The 20,869-nt window shown below is 56.2% G+C and carries 16 protein-coding genes and 1 riboswitch; of the genes, 9 read left to right on the forward strand and 7 right to left on the reverse strand.

Translation table 11 applies throughout. From position 1 onward, the window contains the following. Positions 1-160: 160 nt before the first annotated feature. Positions 161-1,807, reverse strand: coding sequence for a glucose-6-phosphate isomerase (gene pgi, locus D8B20_RS01130; RefSeq protein ID WP_145886337.1), 1,647 nt, complete (start codon positions 1,805-1,807; stop codon positions 161-163). A 401-nt stretch (positions 1,808-2,208) separates the two neighbouring features. Next, positions 2,209-2,403: riboswitch (Lysine riboswitch) on the forward strand. A gap of 110 nt (positions 2,404-2,513) precedes the next feature. Here pgi and lysC point away from each other — a divergent pair. Continuing rightward, positions 2,514-3,869, forward strand: coding sequence for a lysine-sensitive aspartokinase 3 (lysC, locus tag D8B20_RS01135; RefSeq protein WP_145886338.1), 1,356 nt, complete (start codon positions 2,514-2,516; stop codon positions 3,867-3,869). Between the two features lie 261 nt (positions 3,870-4,130). Beyond that, positions 4,131-5,054, forward strand: coding sequence for a ketopantoate/pantoate/pantothenate transporter PanS (gene panS, locus D8B20_RS01140; protein WP_145886341.1), 924 nt, complete (start codon positions 4,131-4,133; stop codon positions 5,052-5,054). 248 nt (positions 5,055-5,302) lie between these two features. On the opposite strand, the gene D8B20_RS01145 is transcribed toward panS, so the two are convergent. From D8B20_RS01145 to D8B20_RS01160, 4 genes are all read right to left on the reverse strand, one after another. Then, a complete protein-coding gene (locus D8B20_RS01145) occupies positions 5,303-5,626 on the reverse strand; it encodes a DUF805 domain-containing protein (protein WP_145886343.1) in 324 nt (107 codons plus the stop codon). A gap of 169 nt (positions 5,627-5,795) precedes the next feature. After that, on the reverse strand, positions 5,796-6,035 hold the full coding sequence (locus D8B20_RS01150; protein ID WP_145886345.1) for a hypothetical protein: 240 nt from the start codon (positions 6,033-6,035) through the stop codon (positions 5,796-5,798). Positions 6,036-6,298: 263 nt separating this feature from the next. After that, positions 6,299-6,625, reverse strand: a complete 327-nt coding sequence (locus D8B20_RS21755; RefSeq protein ID WP_261388045.1) for a hypothetical protein — start codon at positions 6,623-6,625, stop codon at positions 6,299-6,301. Positions 6,626-6,957: 332 nt separating this feature from the next. Beyond that, positions 6,958-7,551, reverse strand: a complete 594-nt coding sequence (locus D8B20_RS01160; protein ID WP_145886347.1) for a YhgN family NAAT transporter — start codon at positions 7,549-7,551, stop codon at positions 6,958-6,960. A 218-nt stretch (positions 7,552-7,769) separates the two neighbouring features. On the opposite strand from D8B20_RS01160, the gene asd reads away from it, so the two are divergent. The 6 genes from asd (at position 7,770) to glgP (ending at position 18,662) form a co-directional block, all read left to right on the forward strand. Beyond that, on the forward strand, positions 7,770-8,879 hold the full coding sequence (gene asd, locus D8B20_RS01165; protein ID WP_145886349.1) for an aspartate-semialdehyde dehydrogenase: 1,110 nt from the start codon (positions 7,770-7,772) through the stop codon (positions 8,877-8,879). 357 nt (positions 8,880-9,236) lie between these two features. Next, positions 9,237-11,423, forward strand: coding sequence for a 1,4-alpha-glucan branching enzyme (gene glgB / locus D8B20_RS01170; RefSeq protein ID WP_145886351.1), 2,187 nt, complete (start codon positions 9,237-9,239; stop codon positions 11,421-11,423). Continuing rightward, positions 11,423-13,393 carry a glycogen debranching protein GlgX gene (glgX, locus tag D8B20_RS01175; RefSeq protein WP_145886353.1) on the forward strand — a complete coding sequence of 657 codons (1,971 nt, stop codon included), beginning with the start codon at positions 11,423-11,425 and terminating at the stop codon, positions 13,391-13,393. The genes glgB and glgX overlap by 1 nt, the downstream gene beginning before the upstream one ends. Before the next feature lie 10 nt (positions 13,394-13,403). Then, complete coding sequence (gene glgC / locus D8B20_RS01180; protein ID WP_145886355.1) at positions 13,404-14,696, forward strand: glucose-1-phosphate adenylyltransferase; 1,293 nt, start codon at positions 13,404-13,406, stop codon at positions 14,694-14,696. Positions 14,697-14,759: 63 nt separating this feature from the next. After that, complete coding sequence (glgA, locus tag D8B20_RS01185) at positions 14,760-16,193, forward strand: glycogen synthase GlgA (RefSeq protein ID WP_145886357.1); 1,434 nt, start codon at positions 14,760-14,762, stop codon at positions 16,191-16,193. Between the two features lie 21 nt (positions 16,194-16,214). Then, entirely contained in the window at positions 16,215-18,662 is a 2,448-nt protein-coding gene (glgP, locus tag D8B20_RS01190) for a glycogen phosphorylase (protein ID WP_145886359.1), read from the forward strand. Between the two features lie 355 nt (positions 18,663-19,017). Here glgP and D8B20_RS01195 read toward each other — a convergent pair whose 3' ends face one another. Beyond that, positions 19,018-19,575, reverse strand: a complete 558-nt coding sequence (locus D8B20_RS01195) for a DcrB family lipoprotein (RefSeq protein WP_145886361.1) — start codon at positions 19,573-19,575, stop codon at positions 19,018-19,020. Positions 19,576-19,691: 116 nt separating this feature from the next. After that, positions 19,692-20,357, reverse strand: coding sequence for a 7-cyano-7-deazaguanine/7-aminomethyl-7-deazaguanine transporter (locus D8B20_RS01200; protein WP_145886363.1), 666 nt, complete (start codon positions 20,355-20,357; stop codon positions 19,692-19,694). Positions 20,358-20,617: 260 nt separating this feature from the next. Here D8B20_RS01200 and tusA point away from each other — a divergent pair, with 260 nt between their 5' ends. After that, positions 20,618-20,869, forward strand: a complete 252-nt coding sequence (tusA, locus tag D8B20_RS01205) for a sulfurtransferase TusA (protein WP_145886364.1) — start codon at positions 20,618-20,620, stop codon at positions 20,867-20,869.

A 20,869-nucleotide genomic window follows, 5' to 3' on the forward strand; every position in this document is an offset into this window, starting at 1 on the left:
GTATGCAGGGGCACGCAATAACGCGATCTTCCGATTTTCCTTAGGTCACTTTAAGAATTTTCTAAGCGAGGCAGGGCGGGAGGAGACGCCGGCAGAGGGAAATGTGCCAGGGATAAACAGGGCGGCCGCGTGGCCGCCCTGCTGTCAGCACAGAAGGCAATTAACGCCAGGATTTGTAGCGATTAATTAAGCCATTGGTGGAGCTGTCATGGCTGTTGATCTGCGTGTCGTTTTCCAGTTCCGGCAGAATACGGTTCGCCAGCTGTTTGCCCAGCTCGACACCCCACTGATCGAAGGTGAAGATGTTGAGGATGGCACCCTGGGTGAAGATCTTGTGCTCATACAGCGCAATCAGCGCACCGAGGCTGAATGGCGTGATCTCACGCAGCAGAATGGAGTTGGTCGGGCGGTTACCTTCAAACACTTTGAACGGCACGATATGGGCTACCGATTCGGCGGATTTACCGGCATCGGCAAACTCTTTTTCCACTGTCTCACGCGATTTACCAAACGCCAGCGCTTCAGTCTGCGCAAAGAAGTTCGACAGCAGCTTCTGATGGTGATCGGCCAGCGCGTTGTGCGTCTGGGCCGGCGCGATGAAATCACAAGGGATCAGTTTTGTGCCCTGGTGAATCAGCTGATAGAAGGCGTGCTGACCGTTGGTGCCCGGCTCGCCCCAGATAATCGGGCCGGTCTGGTAATCCACCGGATGGCCGTTGCGATCCACATATTTGCCGTTGGACTCCATGTTGCCCTGCTGGAAGTAGGCGGCAAAGCGGTGCATGTACTGGTCGTAAGGCAGAATCGCTTCGGTTTCGGCACCAAAGAAGTTGTTGTACCAGATACCAATCAGCGCCAGCAGGACCGGCAGGTTTTGCTCCGCTGGCGTGGTGGCAAAGTGCTTATCCATGGCGTGCGCGCCGCTCAGCAGCTGTTCAAAGTTGGCAAAACCAATCGACAGAATGATCGACAGACCAATTGCTGACCACAGTGAGTAGCGGCCACCTACCCAGTCCCAGAACTCAAACATGTTGTCGGTATCAATACCAAATTCCGCCACGGCTTTACCGTTGGTGGAGAGCGCCGCAAAGTGCTTCGCTACATGCTGCTGGTCGCCGGCGGTTTTCAGGAACCAGTCGCGCGCGCTGTGGGCGTTGGTCATGGTCTCCTGAGTGGTAAAGGTTTTCGACGCCACGAGGAACAGAGTGGTTTCCGGGCTAAGGTTTTTCAGCGTTTCGGCAATGTGGGTGCCATCCACGTTGGAAACGAAGTGCATATTCAGATGATTTTTATACGGGCGCAGCGCTTCGGTGACCATAAACGGACCGAGGTCAGAGCCGCCAATGCCGATGTTCACCACATCAGTAATCGGCTTGCCGGTGTAGCCTTTCCATTCCCCGCTGATGATGCGTTCAGAGAAGGCTTTCATCTTCGCCAGCACCGCGTTGACTTCTGGCATCACGTCTTTGCCATCCACCAGAATCGGCGTGTTGCTGCGGTTGCGCAGGGCAACATGCAGCACGGCGCGATCTTCGGTGCGGTTAATTTTTTCACCGGAAAACATGGATTTAATCGCACCGGCTAAATCAGTTTCTTTTGCCAGCGCCTGTAGTTTGTCGAGGGTTTCCTGAGTGATGCGGTTTTTTGAGAAATCCACCAGCATCTGATCATCAAAGGTGGCAGAGAATTTCGCAAAACGATCGGCATCCTGCTGGAACAGGTCGGCAATCTGCACCGATTTCATCTGTTCAAAATGCTGCTGCAGCGCTTGCCAGGCTGCGGTTTGTTTCGGATTGATATTTTTCATGGCAACACTCTTGTTGATAGTAGAACCGTCATTCCCGTCGGGCGCATCCTGCTGGCCCGGCATGCTTAGCTTCACTTACGGCTTACAAGCTATACCCTAAACAATTCGCGTTTCAGTATGACCACAGTTGCAACTGAAAGGAAAAAATTTGTCATAAGCTGCGCCGTGTTTCAGGTAAATCCGCCCGCGATTATCGGCTGAAAAGCCACAGGAAACGCTGCGCCGCGTCAGCAAAAGGCGGCATCACGGGCTGCCGCGTTTAACTTTAGGCTGCCGCCCGGCACGGCGTTTGCTCTGCAATGCGCAAGCGTAAGTGTAAAAATGATTTTCCCACGCGCCGCGAGGCTGGACAGCAGAACAATTAATCGATAATTTATGCCCGCGACTTGCACCTTCGGGTGCAAGCCAGAAGAGGCGCGTCGCCCAGGCAGTGTGTTCGAGGAACCGTATCCAGCGAGAACACATCAGGGGGTGCGACGCCGAGGTGGCGCAACACGCGGTGTGTTGTGCTGTCGGCTGCAGGGGCTGAATCCTCTGGGTTGTCACCAGAAACGTCCGCAGTCGGACGTTTCGCAAGGTGAAGTGCTTTTGGTGACTCATCTCCTGATCTTGTCTGTCCAATTCTGCTCTTCTCTTGTGCCAAGGCTGTTACCCGATCTTCTCTTCCGCGAATGGGAGGAGATAACCTGACACGAGGTTTTGTTACATGTCTCAATCGTTGATCGTGGCAAAATTTGGCGGCACCAGCGTTGCCGATTTCGATGCCATGAACCGCAGCGCGGATATTGTTCTTTCCGATGCGAATACACGCTTAGTGGTGCTTTCCGCCTCTGCCGGTATCACCAATCTGCTGGTCTCCCTGGCGGAGGGCCAGGAGCTGGAGCAGCGTGCTTACCTGCTGGATGAAATCCGCACCATTCAATACGCCATCATCGATCGTTTACAGGCTCCGGACGTTATCCGTCAGGAGATTGACCGCATGCTGGAAAATATCCTGATGCTGGCGGAAGCCGCGGCGCTGGCCACCTCTGCAGCCCTGACCGATGAACTGGTCAGCCATGGCGAGCTGATGTCCACGTTGCTGTTCGTTGAGATTCTGCGCGAGCGTCAGATCAACGCTGAGTGGTTCGACGTGCGTAAAGTGATGCGCACCAGCGATCGCTTTGGCCGCGCTGAGCCTGACGTCGACACGCTGCAATCGCTCTGCGCCGCACAGCTGGCGCCGCGTATCAGTGAAGCGCTGGTGATCACGCAGGGCTTTATTGGCAGTGAGAGCAAGGGCCGGACAACCACGCTGGGCCGTGGCGGCAGCGATTATACCGCGGCCCTGCTGGGCGAAGCGCTGCACGCCGCGCGCGTAGATATCTGGACTGACGTGGCCGGCATTTACACCACCGACCCGCGCGTGGTGCCAACGGCGAAGCGTATTGAAGAGATCAGCTTTGAAGAAGCGGCGGAGATGGCGATCTTCGGCGCGAAAGTGCTGCACCCGGCGACGCTGCTGCCGGCCGTGCGCAGCGACATTCCGGTGTTTGTCGGCTCAAGCAAAGACCCGGCGGCCGGCGGCACGCGCGTGTGCAATGAAACACCCAATCCGCCGCTGTTCCGCGCGCTGGCGCTGCGCCGTAAGCAAACCCTGCTGACGCTGCATAGCCCGAATATGCTGCATGCGCATGGTTTCCTCGCCGAGGTGTTTGCCATTCTGGCGCGTCACAACATCTCTGTGGATCTGGTCACCACCTCGGAAGTTAACGTGGCGCTGACGCTGGATACCACCGGCTCCACCAGCAGCAGCGACAGCCTGCTGACCCAGGCGCTGCTGACGGAACTCTCCTCGCTGTGCCGTGTAGAGGTGGAAGAGAACCTCGCGCTGGTGGCGATTATCGGCAACAACCTGTCCAAAGCCTGTGGTGTGGGCAAAGAGGTGTTTGGCGCACTGGAGCCTTTCAACCTGCGCATGATTTGCTACGGGGCCAGCAGCTATAACCTCTGCTTCCTGGTGCCGACGCCGGATGCCGAAGAAGTGGTGCGTGCGCTGCACCAGAACCTGTTTGGTGCGTAATCCCCGCTCTGCCTGATGAAAGCCGGACATTGTCCGGCTTTTTTTATGTCTGCTGCGCAGCCTGACGCTGTTTCAGACAAATGCCAGCGTAATGGCGGTGCCTGACGGGCTATCTGCAGCAGCGCGTCGGCATTTCGCCGCCTTGCCCGCGCAGACAATCATGAAATGTTATGATTCGGCACGGATTGCGGCGGCCGTTCCCCGCACGCAATTTTATTGGTGGCACTCTTCAGTTAAATAAAATCGTAAGGACATCTCTTCATGCTCGCCAGACTCACCCGCCTGTTTCCGCTCTGGGCTGTACTGCTCTCCGTAGCCGCGTACTTTTCGCCTTCTACCTTCCTCGGCATCGGACCGTGGGTCACTTATCTGCTGATGCTGATTATGTTCGGCATGGGCGTCACGCTGAACATTGATGATTTCAGACGCGTGCTGGTACGCCCGGCACCGGTCATTGCCGGCACCTTCCTGCACTACCTGGTAATGCCGCTGGCTGCCTGGGGGCTGGCAAAACTGTTTCAGATGCCGCCCGATCTGGCTGCCGGCATGATTCTGGTGGGGAGCGTGGCCAGCGGTACCGCGTCCAACGTGATGATTTATCTGGCGAAGGGCGATGTGGCGCTCTCGGTCACCATCTCCTCGGTTTCGGCGCTGGTGGGCGTGTTCGCTACACCGCTGCTGACGCGCTTTTATGTCGACACGCACATTCAGGTGGATGTGGTTGGGATGCTGCTGAGCATAGTGAAAATCGTGGTGATTCCGATTGGCCTGGGTCTGATGATTCACCACAGCATGAACAGTGTGGTGCGGCGTGTGGAACCCTGGCTGCCCGCGTTTTCGATGGTCTGCATTCTGCTGATCATCAGCGCGGTAGTGGCAGGCAGCCAGAGCTTTATCGGTTCGGTCGGGCTGATGGTGATCGCAGCGGTAATCCTGCACAACGCCATTGGACTGCTCGGCGGCTACTGGGGTGGCAAGCTGTTTGGGTTTGACGAATCCACCTGCCGGACGCTGGCGCTGGAAGTGGGCATGCAGAACTCCGGCCTGGCCGCCACGCTGGGCAAACTGTACTTCTCACCGCTGGCTGCACTGCCCGGCGCGCTGTTCTCGGTGTGGCACAATTTGTCCGGTTCCCTGCTGGCGGGCTACTGGTCGGGTAAAGCGATAGAGAAGAAGCAGAAATAACGGGTCATGCATATCGGTCGCTATTAAAGACAATCGGTTACGCACATCGGCCTGTTGATACCGGTGCGCATAAATGCGCACCCTGTAAAAACGGGCAATAACCGGGTCGCCATTCATGGCGACCGCAAACGCTCAATGGACAGCGTTACGTCATAAATGGTGATTCAACAATATCCGACTGGCGCGCTAATTCTCACCTTTTATAGATATGCAAACACCTGGCTGACCCTTTCATTGGTCAGTCCGATTTATTCTTTTTTTACTGATGCAGGAAAAGCCAGAAAGGGGAACAATAAATAAGGCGCAACGATCAAAAGAATAAACACCCCCCGTGAGTATCCCGCATCGTTTATTCTTCTGCTGCCACAAGCCAGCGATGGAAAAACAAAAAGCAGTAAAGGAATCCATGCTATTTCATTTGTGGATGAAGCGAACACATTGAGATAACAGCAAAACCAGATAATCTGAAATATCATAAAAATGATGTAGTCTAAGCGGCTATCTTTGCCGCTATAATCAAATGTCTTTATCAATCCATTCTTTATTGATGTTAATAAGAATGTCAGCGCCATTTTATTCTAACCACCACAAAAATGATGAGAGACAGCAAGGCTGCTAAAGCATACGCTGTAGCAAGGCTCAGATTATCAACCTGTAAGAGTTGGGTGGCTTTGCCCGGGTTTTCTGCAACTCTCAAGAGGGATGCTTTAAAACAGAACAGAGATAGCAAACTGTTAGCAATTAAAAAAATAATTGAAATGCCAATTCTTTTTTTGGCGTAATTTTTTTTATTTTTCTGAGCAGTGCAATGCTGGCAACATAGTATACCAGATAAAAAAGAGCAACCAGAATCGGCGCGGTAACTATCTCACGGATATCATTGGTAATGCCATAAAATACGTCGAGGTACAGACCAATGAAATAATCAAATGATAAATATCCGAATCCGACAAACAGCGTGCCAGTGATAATGTAGATCATGAGAAGTTTCATCTTTACCTCAATAACGACAATTCACGCATTAGCGAAGGTAATTCATGAATCATATCGACAGGTTTAAGCTGTCGAGTGCTCATTTCGTATTTAGCTGCAGCTACGGGATCGTCTTTTCCACCGCTACCCATGACAAATTTTATATCGGGTCGCCCATAAAGATTAATGTTTGAGATAGGATTCTGACCCTATGCTATTATCCTTCCGGTTGGTAATTTGTATTCTTTAGTCAGGAATTCTGGTATTGATTTTCAATTCAGGCCTGGTATGTTAACAGGTGTTCCTTTGAAGGTAGAGCCCGCATAATCAAGTGCGAACCGGGTATCATTATCAGCGGAATTGTGTTGAATGAGATGTGCACCAGATAATATTTTTATTCGCTGCCACAAGGAAATGTTATCTGCAGTGATTTTTTTACCTTCGGGATACACGTCCTGTTTGCGATAAAGCTGGTAAACCATTCGGTGGACCTGGAGCAGCGAGGCGCCAATACCATGCCAGTTAAGCGCATCACGGTTGTAGATCCGTTCGACGATAATGAATATTCCGGTTCCTTTATAAGATTCAATATTGTTCATCGCGTCATCCTCCTTGAGCAGGTGGATTATAACTAATGATTAGAGTCGCTTACAATAAAAAATCCTAAATCCTGGCTATTGGATACCAGGAGATAACAGTGATTGACTCCTGTTATTCGTGGTACTGCACTGTTTATAAAGAGCTTATCCACTTTTCATGAGGGTTGCCTGTAAACAGGCAACCCATTTTTATTATCTGGACCACTATTTTTTATAACATTATCATGAGTGTTTTATGGAACTCTGCGTTGCGATTCGAAGCATCGTGGTACTGTTCCCGTCAGCCCGCCAGGGCCACCAGCGAATCCGCAGATCCGCCAGCATGCGAAACGCTACAGTTTCAGATACGCCCGAATCCCGTCCAGAAACATTTGTGTTGCCAGCATAATCAGAATCAGGCCCATCAGCCGCTCCAGCGCGTTGACGCCTTTATCACCCAGCAGGCGCAGGAACAGGCCGGACATTAGCAGAATTCCTACCGTGACCCCCCAGGCAATCAGCAGCGCGCCCACCAGATGTGTCATCTGATGAGGATACTGATGCGACAGCAGCATCAGCGTAGCCAGCAGAGAGGGGCCTGCGACCAGTGGAATCGCCAGCGGCACTAAAAACGGCTCTTCGCCGGCGGGCAGACCGCTGGTGCTGCTCTCGGCAGAAGGAAAAATCATGCGGATGGCGATCAGAAACAGAATCACGCCGCCGGAAATAGAGACGGTTTCGGTGCGCAGATTAAGAAACGCGAGAATGCGCTCGCCGGTAAACAGAAACAGCAGCATGATAATCAGCGCAATCAGCATTTCGCGCATCAGCACGACCCGGCGACGCTTTGGCTCCAGATGCTTCAGTACCGACATAAAAATCGGCAGGTTGCCCAGCGGGTCCATGATCAACAGCAGCAATATGGTCGCGGATATCATCTCAGTCATTATTAGTAAACCATCCCTTCAGAGCGGCGGCAGCCGTTATTAGTTGTACTGCTGAAAAAGTTAGCGTAATCGAATTAATTCACTTGCCAGAAGTGCTGCATTTTGTAGAGTTGAGGGTCCCAGGTAAACCTGAATTACGCAGACTGACGCGCCTGGCGCATCAGATCTTTTACTCGCACCATACAGGCCTCGGCCAGAGCTCCTGAGACGGACAGAAAATGAAGAATGTAGGTTTTATTGGTTGGCGCGGCATGGTCGGCTCTGTGCTGATGTCACGCATGAGCGAAGAACGTGATTTCGATATGATCAATCCGGTCTTCTTCTCCACCTCGCAACTCGGTCAGGCTGCGCCAGCGTTTGGCGGTAAGTCTGCTGGTGCGCTGCAGGATGCTTTTGATATTGAGGCGCTGAAAGCGCTGGATATTATCATCACCTGCCAGGGCGGCGATTATACCAGTGAAGTCTACCCGAAGCTGCGTGAAAGCGGCTGGCAGGGTTACTGGATTGACGCGGCTTCCACGCTGCGCATGAAAGACGATGCCATCATTATCCTCGACCCGGTTAACCACCAGGTCATTCGTCAGGGCCTGGACAGCGGCATTAAAACCTTTGTCGGCGGTAACTGCACCGTCAGCCTGATGCTGATGTCGCTGGGCGGACTGTTCGCTAACGACCTGGTCGAGTGGGCGTCGGTGGCGACTTATCAGGCCGCTTCCGGCGGCGGCGCGCGCCATATGCGCGAGCTGCTGACCCAGATGGGCATGCTGCACGACCACGTCGCGACCTCGCTGCAGGATCCTGCGTCCGCCATTCTCGACATCGAGCGTAGCGTGACTGACTTTACCCGTTCCGGCACGCTGCCAACGGATAACTTCGGCGTACCGCTGGCGGGCAGCCTGATTCCGTGGATCGACAAGCAGCTGGATAATGGCCAGAGCCGCGAAGAGTGGAAAGGCCAGGCAGAAACCAACAAGATTCTTTCTACCCGCCACACCATTCCGGTGGATGGCCTGTGCGTGCGCGTCGGTGCGCTGCGCTGTCACAGCCAGGCGTTTACCCTGAAGCTGAAGAAAGATGTGCCGCTGAATGAGATCGAACAGCTGCTGGCTTCGCATAATGAATGGGTAAAAGTGGTGCCGAACGACCGTGATATCACGATGCGTGAACTGACGCCTGCGGCGGTCACGGGCCGTCTGACAACGCCGGTGGGTCGCCTGCGTAAGCTCAATATGGGGCCGGAGTATCTTTCCGCCTTTACCGTGGGCGATCAGCTGCTGTGGGGCGCGGCTGAACCCCTGCGTCGCATGCTGCGTCTGCTGATTGACTAAGCGTAACGCGAATCCAGACAGGCCGGGGTTTCCCGGCTTTTTTTTGCGCTGGCGGTGTGCAAATTTTAACGCAAATTGCGCCCGACAAGTGATCCGCTTCCCCTTTTTGCTCGCCCGTTAAGAATTTTTTGCGATCCACCCTGGCTTCTGCCAGCCCCAAGCTATGATTTAACAGTGATGTGCCGGTTGTTAACTGTTTTTACTTTGCGAATCGAATAGTTGTTGTACACGGCAGAACTTTTCCCATGGACGGTGTCCTTGTTTGCTGCTGTATGTATGGCTCAATGAAAAGCAGCGCACCAGCAGCGGCAATGTTGTCTCTGCGGTCGCCTGCGCAAAAATCATAGGAAGAAAGTCATGTCAGAGCTTCCCGATCGCCATGCGATCAATGCCCTTTTTGCCGGGAATTATGCCGATCCCTTTTCGCTGCTGGGGATGCATCAGACCACGCAGGGTCTGGAAGTCCGCGCATTACTGCCGGATGCGTCTGAAGTCTGGGTCATTGAAACCAATACCGGCCGCAAATGCGCCCAGCTGAAATGCCTCGACTCGCGCGGCTTTTTCAGTGGCGTCATTCCACGCCGCAAAAACTTTTTTCGCTATCAGCTGGCGGTCAACTGGCACGGTCAGCAGAACTTAATTGACGATGCGTATCGCTTCGGGCCGCTGCTGGCAGAGATGGATGCCTGGCTGCTGGCCGAAGGCACGCATCTGCGCCCGTATGAAACCATGGGCGCGCACGGCACCACCATTGATGGTGTAAACGGCACGCGCTTCGCCGTATGGGCACCCAACGCCCGCCGTGTGTCGGTGGTCGGAGAGTTCAACTTCTGGGATGGTCGCCGCCATCCGATGCGCTTTCGCCGTGAGCTGGGTATCTGGGAGCTGTTCGTGCCGGGTGCGGTGAATGGCCAGCTGTATAAGTATGAAATCATGGATGCCAGCGGCCAGCTGCGTATCAAAGCCGATCCGTTCGCGTTTGAGGCGCAGATGCGTCCGCAAACGGCCTCCATGATTTGCGGCCTGCCGCCGAAGACGGAGATGCCGCCGCAGCGTAAACGCGCTAACGGCTTCGATCAGCCAATTTCCATTTACGAGGTGCACCTCGGCTCCTGGCGCCGCCACACGGAAAACAACTTCTGGCTGAGCTACAAAGAGCTGGCCGAACAGCTCATCCCCTACGTGAAAGAGATGGGGTTTACCCATATCGAGCTGCTGCCCATTAACGAGCATCCGTTTGACGGCAGCTGGGGCTATCAGCCGCTGGGCATGTACGCGCCAACGCGCCGTTTCGGCACGCGCGACGAGTTCCGCCAGTTTGTTGCCGCCGCGCACGATGCCGGTATCAACGTGCTGCTCGACTGGGTACCGGGCCACTTCCCGAGCGACGACTTCGGGCTGGCCAAATTTGACGGTACTGAACTGTATGAGCACAGCGACCCGCGTGAAGGTTTTCATCAGGACTGGAACACGCTGATCTACAACTTTGGCCGCCGTGAAGTCAGTAACTACCTGTCGGGTAATGCCCTTTACTGGAGTGAGCGTTTCGGCATTGATGGCCTGCGTGTGGATGCGGTGGCCTCCATGATCTATCGCGATTACAGCCGCAAAGAGGGAGAGTGGGTGCCTAACCACCTCGGTGGCCGGGAAAACCTGGAAGCGATCGCGTTTCTGCGTACCACTAACCGCACGCTGGGCCGCGCTGCGCCGGGCACCATCAGCGTGGCGGAAGAGTCCACAGATTATCCGGGCGTGACGCGACCCTCTGAAGATGGCGGGCTGGGCTTCTGGTTCAAATGGAACCTGGGCTGGATGCACGACACGCTGGATTACATGAAGCTGGACCCGGTGCACCGCCGCTATCATCACCAGCTGATGACGTTCGGCATGCTCTACAACTACACCGAAAACTTTGTTCTGCCGCTGTCGCATGACGAAGTGGTGCACGGGAAAAAATCGATTCTCGACAGAATGCCCGGCGATCCGTGGCAGAAGTTTGCCAACCTGCGCGCCTATTACGGCTGGATGTGGGGCTTCCCGGGCAAAAAACTGCAGTTTATGGGCAACGAGTTTGCACAAGGGCGCGAATGGAATCACGACAGCAGCCTTGACTGGCACCTGCTGGAAGGCGGTGATAACTGGCATCATGGCGTGCAGCGGCTGGTGCGTGATCTCAACCACAGCTATCGCCACTTCTCCCCGCTTTATCAGCTGGATTTCGACCCCAACGGCTTTGAATGGCTGGTGGTGGATGACCATGAGAACTCGGTATTTATCTTTGTGCGCCGCGACCGCGAAGGCAACGAGGTTATTGTGGCGAGTAACTTTACGCCGGTGCCGCGGCACCATTATCGCTTTGGTGTGAATCAGGCCGGCGGCTGGCGCGAAGTGCTGAACACCGACCAGCATGAGTATCACGGCAGCGATGTGCGTAATCACGGCATTGTGCACACCGAGGCGATCGCGAGCCACGGACGCGCGCAGTCGCTCAGTCTGTCGCTGCCGCCGCTGGCCACCCTCTGGCTGGTGCGGGAGGCAGACTGATGCTCCAGCCGGGCCAGCCTTCGCCAGCAGGCGCGTCTTATGACGGGCGCGGCGTGAATTTCACGCTGTTCTCCCGTCATGCGCAGCAGGTAGAACTCTGCCTGTTTGACGAGCAGGGCGCCGAGCAGCGCTTTGCTCTGCCGGCACGCAGCGGCGATATCTGGCACGGCTATTTTCCGGGCCTGAAGCCCGGCCAGCGTTACGGCTATCGGGTGCACGGCCCGTGGCAGCCTGAGCGCGGGCACCGTTTTAACCCGGCGAAACTGCTGGTCGATCCCTGCGCCCGTGCGATCTGCGGCACGGTGGCTGACGCTCCCTGCCTGGCCGGCGGTGAGTGGCAGCGGGACGAGACGGACAGCGGCGCGGTAGCACCGAAATCGCAGGTTATCGCTGATGACTTCGACTGGGAAGAGGATTGCGCACCGCGTACGCCCTGGGGCAATACCATTATTTACGAGGCGCATGTGCGCGGGCTCACGCTGCAGCATCCGGAAATTCCGGAAACGCTGCGCGGGACATATGCGGCACTGGGGCATCCTGCTATGGTGAGCTACCTGCGTCAGCTGGGGATCACCGCGCTGGAGCTGCTGCCGGTGGCGGCCTTTGCCAGTGAACCGCGCCTGCAGCGTCTCGGGCTGAGTAATTACTGGGGCTATAACCCGTTCGCGCTGTGGGCACTGCATCCCGGTTACGCCGCCGGTGATAACCCGCTGCGCGAGTTTCAGCAGGCGGTTAAAGCCCTGCACGCGGCAGGCATTGAGGTGATTCTGGATGTGGTGTTTAACCACACGGCGGAGCTGGAAGAGATAGGACCGACGCTGTCACTGCGCGGCGTGGACAACGCCAGCTACTACTGGCTGACAGAAAACGGCGCATATCAGAACTGGACCGGCTGCGGTAACACGCTCAACCTCAGTGACCCGCAGGTGATGAACTGGGCGCTGGATGCGCTGCGTTACTGGGTGCAAACCTGCCACGTGGACGGTTTTCGTTTTGACCTGGCCAGCGTGCTGGGGCGGACCCCGGACTACCGCCAGGATGCGCCGCTGTTTACCGCGCTGGCGGCCTGCCCGGTGCTGTCGCAGGTGAAACTGATTGCAGAGCCGTGGGACATCGGGCCAGGCGGCTATCAGGTGGGGCAGTTTCCCGCGACGTTCAGCGAATGGAATGACCATTTCCGTGATACTGCCCGCCGCTACTGGCTGCATGGCGAGCTGAATAACGGTGCCTTTGCCCGCCGCTTTGCCGCCTCCAGCGATCTGTTTCAGCCGCACAGCCGTCTGCCGCATGCCAGTATCAATCTGATTACCGCGCATGACGGCTTCACGCTGCGCGACGTGGTGAGTTACAACCACAAACATAATCAGGCCAACGGGGAAGATAACCGCGATGGCAGCAGCACGAACTTCAGCTGCAACCACGGGCAGGAAGGGCTGCAGGTTAATCCGGATATTGCCGGGCGGCGACGTCTTAGCGTGCATGCGTTACTGACCACGCTGCTGCTGGCGCAGGGCACGCCGATGCTGCTGGCCGGTGACGAACGCGGACACAGCCAGCACGGCAACAATAATGCGTACTGTCAGGACAACCAGCTGACCTGGCTGGACTGGCAGCAGGATGATTTGGGACTGATCGACTTCACTGCCGCGTTAATTCGCCTGCGCCAGCAGATTCCGGCGCTGACGGCGGATCGCTGGTGGCAGGAGGGCGATGGCAATGTGCAGTGGCTGAATGCCAGCGGCAAACCACTGCAACAGGATGAGTGGGAACAGGGGACGCACAGAATGCAGATCCTGCTCTCCGGCCGCTGGTTACTAACGATCAACGCCACGGATTCGGTGAGTAACCTTGCCTTACCAGACGGAGAGTGGCGTGCCATTCCTCCTTTCGCCGGGGAAGAGAACCCCATCCTGACAACTGTCTGGCACGGGCCCGCACACGGCGTGTGTGTGTTCCTGAAGCAATCATAAGGAGTCAGACATGGTGAAATTAGACAGAACCGATCACTTAATGCTGGCACGCCAGCTTCCTGCTCAAACGGTTGCCCTGATCCTTGCTGGCGGGCGCGGTACGCGCCTGAAAGATCTGACTGCCAAACGTGCCAAACCCGCCGTGCATTTCGGCGGCAAGTTCCGCATCATCGACTTTGCGCTGTCCAACTGTATTAACTCTGGCATCCGGCGCATTGGCGTCATTACGCAATATCAGTCACATACGCTGACGCAGCATATTCAGCGCGGCTGGTCCCTGTTCAACGAAGAGATGAATGAATTTGTCGATCTGCTGCCGGCCCAGCAGCGTGCCTCGACCGAACACTGGTATCGCGGTACCGCGGATGCGGTAACGCAGAACCTCGACATTATTCGCCGCTATAACGCGCAGTACATCGTGATCCTCGCGGGCGATCACATCTACAAAATGGATTACTCGCGCATGCTGCTTGATCACGTCGATCGCGGCGCGAAGTGCACCATTGCCTGTCTGCCGGTGCCGCTGCAGGAAGCAACGGCGTTTGGCGTCATGGCGGTGGACGCGGAAAACAACGTGGTGGATTTTGTGGAAAAACCGCCCGTGCCGCCTGCGATGCCCGGCGATGACAGCCGCGCGCTGGCCAGCATGGGTATCTATGTCTTCAATGCCGACTATCTTTATCAGTTACTGGAAGAGGATTTGCAGATTGCCGATTCCAGCCATGATTTTGGCAAGGATTTGCTGCCGAAGATTGTCGCCAGCGGCGAAGCTTACGCGCACTCCTTTACGCTCTCCTGTGTGCAGAACGACGAAAACGCCGAGCCGTACTGGCGCGATGTCGGCACGCTGGAAGCCTACTGGCGCGCGAATCTTGATCTGGCCTCCGTCACGCCAGAGCTGGATATGTATGACCATGAATGGCCGATTCGGACGCATATGGAGCCGCTGCCGCCGGCCAAGTTTGTGCAGGATCGCTCCGGCAGTCATGGCATGACCATGAACTCGCTGGTGTCGGGCGGCTGCATTATCTCCGGCTCGGTCGTGGTGAATTCGGTGCTGTTTCCGCGCGTGCGGATTAACTCATTTTGCAATATCGACTCTTCGGTGCTGCTGCCCGATGTGGTAATTGGCCGCTCCTGCCGACTGCGGCGCTGCGTGATCGATCGCGCATGCGTAATCCCGGAAGGCATGGTGATTGGCGAGAACCCTGACGAAGACAGTCGCCGTTTTTACCGTTCAGAAGAGGGCATCGTTCTGGTGACGCGCGCCATGCTGGCCAGACTGGCCACCGCGGGTCAATAAGTGACGAAAGGGCATAAAACATTGCCGCGTGGAACGCGGGCGATAACACAATAGGGGTTCAGGATGCAGGTTTTACATGTCTGTTCAGAGCTTTTTCCGTTGCTGAAAACCGGCGGATTGGCTGATGTCGTCGGCGCACTACCTCAGGCGCAAATAGCCGATGGTACGGATACGCGGGTGCTGATCCCCGCGTTTCCGGATCTGCGTAAAGGAATTCCTGATACCGAAATCGTGGCGGAGTTACAGACTTTTGCCGGTCCGGTACGCTTACTGTTTGGCCAGTTTAATGGCGTTGGCATTTACTTAATTGATGCGCCGGGGCTGTACGATCGTCCCGGCAGTCCCTATCACGATACGTCACAGTTTGCCTACGTGGATAACTACCTGCGTTTTGCGCTGCTGGGGTGGATAGCGGCGGAACTCGCCAGCGGCGTGGATACCTACTGGCGTCCGGACATTGTGCATGCGCATGACTGGCATGCCGGTCTGGCCCCGGCCTATATCGCCGCGCGCGGTCGCCCGGCCAAAACGGTTTTCACCGTGCATAACCTGGCGTATCAGGGGCTGTTTTCCGCCCGGCATCTGGAAGAGATTCAGATTCCGGCGGAATACTTCGACATGCACGGGCTGGAGTTTTACGGGCAGATTTCCTATCTGAAAGCGGGCCTGTTTTTTGCCGATCACATTACTGCAGTGAGCCCGACGTATGCTCTGGAAATCACCCGCCCGGAGTTTGGCTACGGCATGGAAGCGCTGCTGGAACAGCGGCTGAAAGAGGGCCGGCTCAGCGGTATCCTGAACGGCGTGGATCCAGGCATCTGGGACCCGGCGCATGACCTGCTGCTGACGGCACGCTACGACCGCGACACGCTGGAAAGCAAAGCCGAGAACAAGCGCCAGCTGCAGATTGCTATGGGCCTGAAAGTGGACGATAAAGTTCCGGTGTTTTGTGTTATCAGCCGTCTCACCAAACAGAAAGGCCTGGATCTGGTGCTGGAAGCGCTGCCGGGTCTGCTGGCGCAGGGCGGCCAGCTGGTGCTGCTGGGGCAGGGCGACGCAGAGCTGCAGCAGGGGTTCCTGGCGGCAGCGGCAGAACACCCGGGCAGCGTCGGCGTGCAGATTGGCTATCACGAGGCCTTTTCACACCGCATTGTGGGCGGCGCGGATGTCATCATGGTGCCAAGCCGCTTTGAGCCGTGCGGCTTAACCCAGCTGTACGGTCTGAAATACGGCACGCTGCCGCTGGTACGCCGGACAGGCGGCCTGGCGGATACCGTGCAGGATAGCTCGCTGGAAAACCTTGCGGATGGTGTCGCCAGTGGTTTCAGCTTTGAAGACAGCAATGCCTGGTCACTGCTGCGGGCTATCCGGCGCGCCTTTGTGCTGTGGTCACGCCCGTCGCTCTGGCGATACGTACAGCGTCAGGCCATGGGCATGGATTTTAGCTGGCAGGTGGCCGCACAAGCCTACCGCGATCTTTATCAACGTTTGCTGTAACGACAGATTGGGATACCGGATATGAATGCACCTTTCACCTATACCTCACCCACCCTGACGGTTGAGGCGCTTAAGCACTCAATCGCGTATAAGCTGATGTTTACGATTGGCAAAGATCCGTCAATTGCAAATAAGCACGAATGGCTGAACGCCTCTCTGCTGGCCGTGCGCGATCGCATGGTGGAGCGCTGGCTGCGTTCCAGCCGTGCGCAGCTGTCACAGGATGTACGTCAGGTCTACTACCTGTCGATGGAGTTTCTGATGGGGCGCACGCTGGGCAACGCACTGCTGGCGATGGGCATTTATGACGATCTCAATCAGGCGCTGGATGAGATGGGCCTGGATCTGAGCGAGCTGATGGAAGAGGAGAACGATCCCGGTCTTGGTAACGGTGGTCTGGGCCGTCTGGCGGCCTGTTTCCTCGATTCACTGGCCACGCTGGGTCTGCCGGGACGCGGCTACGGTATCCGTTACGATTACGGCATGTTTAAACAGAATATCGTTGACGGCCAGCAACGCGAATCGCCGGATTACTGGCTGGAATATGGCAACCCGTGGGAGTTCCAGCGCCACAACACCCGTTACAAAGTGCGCTTCGGCGGCCGCCTGCAGCATGAAGGTGCCCGCGTGCGCTGGGTAGAGACCGAAGAGATCGTGGCGATGGCCTACGATCAGATCATCCCCGGTTATGATACCGACGCCACCAACACGCTGCGGCTGTGGGGCGCGCAGGCCAGTAACGAAATCAACCTCGGGAAATTTAACCAGGGGGATTACTTTGCGGCGGTGGAAGACAAAAACCACTCGGAAAACGTGTCGCGCGTGCTCTACCCGGATGACTCTACATATTCAGGCCGCGAACTGCGCCTGCGTCAGGAGTACTTCCTGGTCTCTTCGACGGTGCAGGATATTCTCCATCGTCACTGGCAGATGCATAAAACCTGGGACAACCTCGCCGATAAAATTGCCATTCACCTCAATGACACCCACCCGGTGCTGGCCATTCCGGAGCTGATGCGCCTGCTGATCGACGAGCATAAATTCAGCTGGGATGATGCATTTGAAGTGACCTGCCAGGTGTTCTCCTACACCAACCATACGCTGATGAGCGAAGCGCTGGAGACCTGGCCGGTGGATATGATCGGTAAGATCCTGCCGCGCCACCTGAGCATCATTTTCGAAATCAACGACTACTTCCTGAAAACCATCCAGGATTACTATCCGGATGACTGGGAGCTGATGGCACGCATCTCCATCATCGATGAAAACGACGGCCGGCGCGTGCGCATGGCCTGGCTGGCGGTGGTGGTCAGCCATAAGGTGAACGGCGTTTCGGAGCTGCACTCCAACCTGATGGTCCAGTCGCTGTTTGCCGATTTTGCCCGCCTGTTCCCGGGCCGTTTCTGCAATAAAACCAACGGCGTGACGCCGCGTCGCTGGCTGGCGCTGGCGAACCCGGCGTTGTCTGAAGTGCTGGATGACACCATTGGCCGCACCTGGCGCACCGATCTCAGCCAGCTGAGCGAGCTAACGCCGCACATTGATTACCCGGCGTTTATTGAACAGATTGCCGCTGCCAAATTTGCCAACAAAAAGCGCCTGGCCGAGTGGGTGGCAAAAAACATGGATATCGTACTGGACCCGCACGCGCTGTTTGATGTGCAAATCAAACGAATTCATGAGTACAAACGCCAGCTGCTGAACGTGCTGCACGTAGTCACGCGCTATAACCGCATCAAAGCCGATCCCGATGCGGATTGGGTGCCGCGCGTGAATATTTTTGCCGGCAAGGCGGCGTCAGCGTATCGCGTTGCCAAGCACATCATTCACCTGATCAACGATGTGGCCAACGTGATCAACAACGATCCACAGGTGAAAAATAAGCTCAAAGTGGTGTTTGTGCCGAACTATGGCGTCAGCCTGGCGCAGATCATTATCCCGGCGGCGGATCTGTCAGAGCAGATCTCCACGGCGGGTACAGAAGCCTCCGGTACCAGTAACATGAAGTTTGCGCTAAACGGCGCGCTGACCATCGGCACCCTCGATGGCGCTAACGTTGAAATGCGCGAGCACGTGGGCGAAGAGAATATCTTCATCTTCGGCAACACCACGCCGCAGGTGGAGAAGCTGCGTACAGAGGGCTATAACCCGCGTAAATATTACGAAGAGGATGCGGAACTGCATCAGGCACTGACGCAGATTGCCAGCGGCGTGTTCAGCCCGCAGGAGCCGGAGCGCTATCGCAATCTGTTCGATGCGCTGGTGAACTTTGGCGATCACTATCAGCTGCTGGCGGACTACCGCAGCTATGTGGATACCCAGGATAAGGTGGACCAGCTTTACTGCCAGCCGGAAGAGTGGCAGCGCCGGGCGGCACTGAATATTGCCAACATGGGGTATTTCTCGTCTGACCGCACCATTCAGGAGTACGCCGACGAGATCTGGCATATTTCACCGGTAAGGTTGTAACGGTACCGGCCTGAAAAAAGGCTCTGTCTGACAGAGGAGAGGTACAGCGCCTCTGTCAGCAGGGACGCGGCTTCAGGCCCGCGGCTTCAGGCCCGACCGCTGCGGGCGCGATGGCACAAGCAACGAGAGCGGACGCGAAAGGGGCTGAGAGTAAGAAAGGATGCGGATCGCGCCGGGCGACATGAAGCTTGCGACCTGTATCGGCCGCACGCTGTTGCCCTTGTATGCCTGCTCAGCCGCAGCGCAAACGCGCGGCAAAAATAGCCTGGTCGACAGGGTATTCCGCACACGCTGACCGGCCAACATCACGCGTCGGAAAGGCACGATGCGTTGCGCCTCTCCGTCGTCTGTTCCGTTATTTCAGGGTAATACTCTTCACAATGGCGTCTGCATCACTCTGCGCCTGCTGCTGATTTGCAGCCGGCAGGGTAATCTGCAGCGTAACCAGTTTGCCGTCCACTTTTGCCAGAATCACGGAGGACCAGGAGGTCTGATTGTTGGCAGAAATCACCGTATCCAGCTGCTGGGCAGGCTGATCTTTCAGCGTTACGGCTTTATTTGACACCACCTGCAGCTGCGGATCGCGGTTGCGCTGCTGCTGTTCCAGACGCTGAGACAGCGTATCCAGCGATTCACTGGTCGGATCGCCGGCAATCACAATAATGGCGCGCTGTCCGGTTTCATCGGCATAGACGTGCATATTGGTGGATTCCGAGCCCAATTTGCCGCTCTTGTCCGACATGCCGGCAGGCAGACTGAAGCTCAGCTTGCCGTCCATCAGGTTAACGGTCTGCGCTGACTGGCTGGCCGTGGCACCACTGTTATTCGCCGCTGCGTCATCTTTCTTCTGGTCGCAGGCGGCAAGGCCAATAACCAGCAGGCCGATACCCGCATATTTCACTAAGTTACGCATTCTTATCCCTTTCATCAGATCCTAATCAGGCGTTATACAAGCGGATTTAGTTGCCAAAAGCAACCAGCGCTTTGTCAGGAAATCTTAGCGTGCAACGGCGTTTCGTCTACGTGCAATTAGCCGAAATTCATCTGGCGCAGGCTATTGCGCTCGGCCAGGCGTTTCAGCGCGGCATTCAGCAACACGCCGTAAGCCGGCAGGAAGAAAATCATGCAGATCAGCACTTTAAAGCTGTAATCCACCAGTGCGATTTCCACCCAGTGCGCCGCCATAAAGGGATCCGGGCTTTTATAAAAAGCGATAGAAAAGAAGGCCAGCGTATCGCTGATATTGCCGAGAAACATGGCGCAGGCCGGCGCAATCCACCACTGCGGCAGTTTGCGCAGACGGTTAAACACGTGCACATCCAGAATCTGCCCCAGCGCATACGCCATAAAGCTGGCGCAGGCGATGCGCGCCACAAACAGGTTGACCTGCGCCAGCGAGGCCCAGCCCTGCCATTCGCCCTGGAAAAACACGCAGGAGATGACGTAGGAGATAAACAACGCCGGGATCATCACCGCGAGGATGATGCGACGGGCCAGCGGCGCGCCAAAAATGCGCACGGTGAGATCGGTGGCGAGGAAGATAAACGGGAAGCTGAAAGCGCCCCAGGTGGTGTTGAAGCCGAAGATAGAAATCGGCAGCTGCACCAGGTAGTTGCTGGAGGTGATCACCAGCAAATGGAACAGCGACAGCCAGAACAGCGCATGCATGCGCTGACGCACAGAAAAGTTAAGCATCTTGTACCTTTTTAATGCTGGGGTGAGGGAACCCATCTTCTTCTCAACACAGCAGGCCAGCGCTAAATGCATGACACACCACGCTGCCGTCGGGTAAACCCGAACAGGGTGAGTAAGAAGCCAGTGTAGTAAAAATCGGTCGGCATCTTAGCGCGTTGCGCAACGAATGCAATGGTTAATTTTAACGCAATCGTTATCGCCTTGCGCTGCCACGCCAGCGCGCTAGAATGAGCGCCCACCCTGATCAAAGACAGAGAAACATGAGCGATTCCTTTTCAGCGGCAGACCATACGCTTGATGCGCAGGGTCTGCGCTGCCCCGAGCCGGTGATGATGGTGCGCAAAACGGTGCGCGGCATGCAAGCGGGTGAAACCCTGCTGATTATTGCCGACGATCCGGCCACTACGCGGGATATTCCCGGATTCTGCCGCTTCATGGAGCACAGGCTGCTGGCACAGCAGACCGACACGCTGCCGTACCAGTACCTGATTCAGAAAGGCGAAAACGTCTGA

Source organism: Candidatus Pantoea soli, from assembly GCF_007833795.1.
Taxonomy (GTDB): Bacteria; Pseudomonadota; Gammaproteobacteria; order Enterobacterales; family Enterobacteriaceae; genus Pantoea; species Pantoea soli.